The organism is Sodalis sp. (in: enterobacteria), from assembly GCF_047607725.1.
In the GTDB taxonomy this organism is placed as follows: domain Bacteria; phylum Pseudomonadota; class Gammaproteobacteria; order Enterobacterales; family Enterobacteriaceae; genus JBLKSS01.
Genome location: NZ_JBLKSS010000238.1, coordinates 1 through 4,124, shown reverse-complemented (window position 1 = coordinate 4,124; position 4,124 = coordinate 1). Strand labels below are relative to the sequence as shown.

Below are 4,124 nucleotides of genomic sequence, written 5' to 3'. Positions count from 1 at the left end.
ATACAACAAACCCACCAATAATTCAAGACGTCCTCCACGGGGCGCTTACCTTTTTCTCAGGCAAGGTGATCAGACCCTGAGAGGTTTCTATCTGATTGCGACGTTTTAACACCGCTGCCCGGATTTCAGCCGGAAGGGCGGAAAGATGGTATTCCATCGCCTTGCTCCCTTCGCGCTTGCGGCACAGCGCCGCATTATCCTGAACAAAGGTTTCGAGCTTTTTGCGTACATTGGGCGCACTACCGGGCAGCCCCGGTAACCCCGTGAATTCCTGAACGGTGACCCAGATCTCTCCGTTCATACCGCTTCCTTGAACTGCGGGTATTTTTGTACATAACGGCTCGGCCAAATGGCTTGAGGCGCCACACCGATAGCCTGCGCGATGATCTGTTCACCTTTAGGCCAGTGATACCGAAAGACGTTGCGTAACGTATCTGATGCCAGCCCGGCTTCTCGGGAAAGCTGACTTAACGTCTTGCCGCGCTTTCTGACCGCTGCTTTGACGTCTTCTCTATGCCAGTCGGCGGCGCAAGAGTCTTGGAATTCTCGAGACATTCTGCGATCCTTAAGTGTTTACCGGTTCCGGTAACCAAAGCGGGTTACCTGCTACGGTAAAAGACTATACCGAAAAAGTCCGATAATCAACACTTTATCGAATTATGTCGAATTTTTATTACCTTATTATTTTATAGTAAAAAATATAAGGAAGGAATGGTGATTTTATGAGCAAAAATAAAAATTATTCTTTTGATGATATCGAAAAAGTTCGATTTAGAGAGAACTTACAGAAGAGTATGATCGGAGAGACAAATAGCTCATTTGCTCGAAAATGTGGTGTGTCTGAGACGATGATTAGAAAGTACTTAAATGGTGATGCATTCCCTAGAGCGACTACGATAAGTAAGATATCTGAAGTTACGGGGAAGAGTATTGCCTGGCTTCTCGGTGAACAGAGCTCTGATGAAGTTCGAGTCTCGAACAAAAATGTCGAAGAAGAACAATGCGACAAAGAACTTAACTTATTGATGAACTTGTTTAAGTATTTATCTGGAGATCAAAAAATAAAAGTATTACAACAAGTTATGTATGAAGTTTCGAGTCAACTCACCAAACACGAAGCCGAGCAAGCTCCCGGGGTATCACCTAGAGTGATGAACATTGCACTGCAAATTAGCAATTTACCCAGAGACAAACAAAAAAATATTTTACAGGAGTATGGTATTGATGAACACGAATCAGGGATGACATTAAATACTTTAAAAAATAAGGAAGCTAGCTAACATGCGCACAATGTTAGCTAACTATTGTTAGTTTATTCAAAATTAGTTCGAGTTTGAACATACTTTGAAAGCGACTATACTGACTTTAGAATGGATCAAGTTGTTTGCTTAATTTTATCTTTYAGCTATCAAATGGATCACTTTGCAGCTCTACTGCAATATTGATTTAATTTACACCAAYTTAAGAATTACCTACTGATTTACTTAGCTTTTATCCCACCAGATCCCGYGAATTCCCGGATATTCCCGTTTATACCTACTGGATCACTTTAGGTGAGTCCCCACAGCGGTGGATTATTCTTTATCGACCGGCGCCATGCTTACCGACGAGAGGTAATTCAACAGGCCGATATCGTTTTCCACGCCCAGTTTGAGCATGGCCGATTTCTTCTGGCTGCTAATGGTTTTAATGCTCCGATTCAGCTTTTTGGCGATTTCAGTCACCAGGAAACCCTCGGCGAACAGCCGCAGCACTTCGCTTTCCTTGGGTGACAGGAGCTTATCGCCGTAACCGCAGGCGCTGATGCGTTCCAGAAGCTTCGCGACGCTCTCGGGCGTGTATTTCTTGCCTTTTTACAGCGACGCCAGCGCCTTGGGCAGGTCGGTAGGCGCACCCTGCTTCAGCACGATGCCGTCGATATCCAGCTCCAGCACCGCGCTCAAGATCGCCGGGTTGTTGTTCATGGTCAGGACGATGATCGCCAGATGCGGATAATAGCGCTTGATGTATTTTATTAACGTGATACCATCGCCGTACTTTTCACCCGGCATGGAGAGATCCGTCACTAAGACATTCGCATCCAATTTGCCAAAACTATTAATAAGGGCGGTGGAATCCTCGAATTCGACAACAACGTTGACCCATTCGATTTGCTCAAGGGATTTCCGAATGCCGAACAAGACGATCGGATAGTCATCGGCAATGATGACATTAAGGTTATTCATAGTTATGGCTACCTTGCATGCTGCAGCATTTTAGTGACAAAAACATCAATCTGATGGATTTCTGATCCCATCTTCGCTATATCTTGTTGTTTAATATATAACTCAAGTGACTCACAGGCACGTTTGCCAGGTTCCAGGCCGAGCATCGCGAAAACCCCTTTCAAACGATGAGCGGTTTGCGCCAGCGCGTTCAGATCGCCGCTTTCCGTTTCAGTATACAACCTCTTTACGTCGTCGGGTACTGTCTCAACAAACAGGGCATAATAGTCGCTATCCTGTAATCGGTTTTGGTAACCGCCGGCGCTCGCCGGTCGCCTGATCCCGCTCGTCCTCCGGCTCCGCCAGCCACTGCTCTATCAACTGCAAAATCGCTTCAAGCATCGGCGCGCTGAAATTGTAATTCACCTTGATACGCCGGGTGGTGAGCGCCATTACGCCCTGAGCGTCACCGTCCAGCAGCAGCGCATAATCCTCCATGCGCGTCGGGTCGTCCGTCATCAGCAAATCATGTTCCTGACCGAGATAGTGTTCATCGACGTAGATGCATTCGGCGCCCCATTGTTCCAGCAATGCCGCTCACGATAGTGCGTATTTTTTCGTTGCGAATCTCCAGTAAGACTAATGTATCTTCCAGCAATTTCTCGGCTTCTTCTCCGGCGTCGCCCTCCAGCGGGGCCAGCGGCAAGCTGAGGGTATAACACGTGCCGATATCCACCCGGCTTTGTATCGCCAGCCTGCCGCCCATGCGGCGGCAGAGCTGATCGCACAAGAACCAGGTCAATCCGGAACCGCGCTGATACCGATCCTGCTGCGCCGCGCTGACAAACGGCTGGCTGAGGTTGGCCAGCTCTTGCTCGCCTATGCCGCTGCCGGTATCGCTGAGGGAAAAGGTTATCGCGCCGCCGGCGTCATCGCCGCTCACCCGCAAGGTGATTTTGCCGAAATGGGTGGTGGTGATGGCGTAATCGAGGATCAGCACTATCACTTTGCTTACCGCCTGCGCGTCCCCCGTATAGTGCCGGTCGAACGGCAGCAGGTAGTGATGAAACAGCCCCGGCCCTTTTTGACTCAACAGTGGTAACCGGTCCCGCAGCACATCGTCGCACAGCTGATGCAAATTGATAGGCGCGCTCGCGGGCTGCCACTCCTGCAGCTCCAGGCGGGTAAGCAACTGTAGATTGTCCGTTAACCCCATCAGTCGCGAGGACTCCTGGCGTAGCTGCGCCAATAACGCCGCCTGCTGCTCCTCCTGGCTGGCGGTGATACGATCCACCAGCAGGCCGATCGCGGCCAGCGGCGTGTTCAATTCCTGCTGAATGTTGTTGAGTATCGCCCGCAGCGCCTCATGGTTTTTATCCAATTCCCGCTGAGCCTGCTGCAGCTTTTTATTGACCAACACCTCTTTGTCCTGATCCAGCAGCTGGAACAGCCAGGTCTGGGGGGCAATCTGGCTCTTGAACATCCGAATTTCATACACCTCGTTGTTCACCGTGGCCTGGATGACGCCCTGATGGCCTTCGGCCAGATTGGCGATTTTCTGTAAACTCAGATGGGGCAGGAGGTGATCGGCGATTTTATTACTCGCCACCAGCGTGTTATCGCTGAAATTATAAATCAGCAGGCCCAGCGGCAGATTGGCGATCACTTCCTGTCCCAGCGTTTGATGGGATTTTAGCTGCTGCACCATATCCGTGTTGGGGTGCTGGTTCCGGTCACGTCCGATCACTGATTCCGATTTCACCCGATCACTGATTCCGGTCGCCCGATCAGCGATTCCGATTCTGTCCGATCGCTCATCTTCTGTTCCGCCATACTCTGGAGACTTTTAGCTTCCGGGGATATGGCATAGCACGTAAAAAGAAGAACGCGATAACATAAATTTGTATCTATATCAATGTA

The 4,124-nt window shown here is 49.5% G+C and carries 6 protein-coding genes and 1 pseudogene; 1 reads left to right on the top strand and 6 read right to left on the bottom strand.

Features of this window, described 5'->3' with window-relative positions:
• Positions 1-22: 22 nt before the first annotated feature.
• A complete protein-coding gene (locus tag ACMX3H_RS17435) occupies positions 23-301 on the bottom strand; it encodes a DNA-binding protein (protein ID WP_415211710.1) in 279 nt (92 codons plus the stop codon).
• On the bottom strand, positions 298-555 hold the full coding sequence (locus tag ACMX3H_RS17430; RefSeq protein ID WP_415211709.1) for a helix-turn-helix domain-containing protein: 258 nt from the start codon (positions 553-555) through the stop codon (positions 298-300). The genes ACMX3H_RS17435 and ACMX3H_RS17430 overlap by 4 nt, the downstream gene beginning before the upstream one ends.
• A gap of 167 nt (positions 556-722) precedes the next feature.
• Between ACMX3H_RS17430 and ACMX3H_RS17425 the strand changes: the two genes are divergently transcribed.
• Positions 723-1,280 carry a helix-turn-helix domain-containing protein gene (locus ACMX3H_RS17425; RefSeq protein ID WP_415211708.1) on the top strand — a complete coding sequence of 186 codons (558 nt, stop codon included), beginning with the start codon at positions 723-725 and terminating at the stop codon, positions 1,278-1,280.
• Positions 1,281-1,574: 294 nt separating this feature from the next.
• Here ACMX3H_RS17425 and rcsB read toward each other — a convergent pair.
• From rcsB to ACMX3H_RS17405, 4 genes and pseudogenes are all read right to left on the bottom strand, one after another.
• Positions 1,575-2,225: pseudogene (gene rcsB, locus ACMX3H_RS17420) on the bottom strand (response regulator transcription factor RcsB).
• A gap of 8 nt (positions 2,226-2,233) precedes the next feature.
• Entirely contained in the window at positions 2,234-2,446 is a 213-nt protein-coding gene (locus ACMX3H_RS17415; protein ID WP_415211707.1) for an Hpt domain-containing protein, read from the bottom strand.
• Positions 2,447-2,495: 49 nt separating this feature from the next.
• Positions 2,496-2,795 (bottom strand): hypothetical protein, encoded by a 300-nt coding sequence (locus ACMX3H_RS17410; RefSeq protein WP_415211706.1) that lies wholly within the window; start codon positions 2,793-2,795, stop codon positions 2,496-2,498.
• Positions 2,755-3,966 carry an ATP-binding protein gene (locus ACMX3H_RS17405; protein ID WP_415211705.1) on the bottom strand — a complete coding sequence of 404 codons (1,212 nt, stop codon included), beginning with the start codon at positions 3,964-3,966 and terminating at the stop codon, positions 2,755-2,757. The genes ACMX3H_RS17410 and ACMX3H_RS17405 overlap by 41 nt, the downstream gene beginning before the upstream one ends.
• Positions 3,967-4,124 lie beyond the last annotated feature (158 nt).

Coding starts and splice junctions, on each gene's coding strand:
- ACMX3H_RS17435 (WP_415211710.1), bottom strand. CDS start 301: ATGAACGGAGAGATCTGGGTCACCGTTCAGGAATTCACGGGGTTACCG.
- ACMX3H_RS17430 (WP_415211709.1), bottom strand. CDS start 555: ATGTCTCGAGAATTCCAAGACTCTTGCGCCGCCGACTGGCATAGAGAA.
- ACMX3H_RS17425 (WP_415211708.1), top strand. CDS start 723: ATGAGCAAAAATAAAAATTATTCTTTTGATGATATCGAAAAAGTTCGA.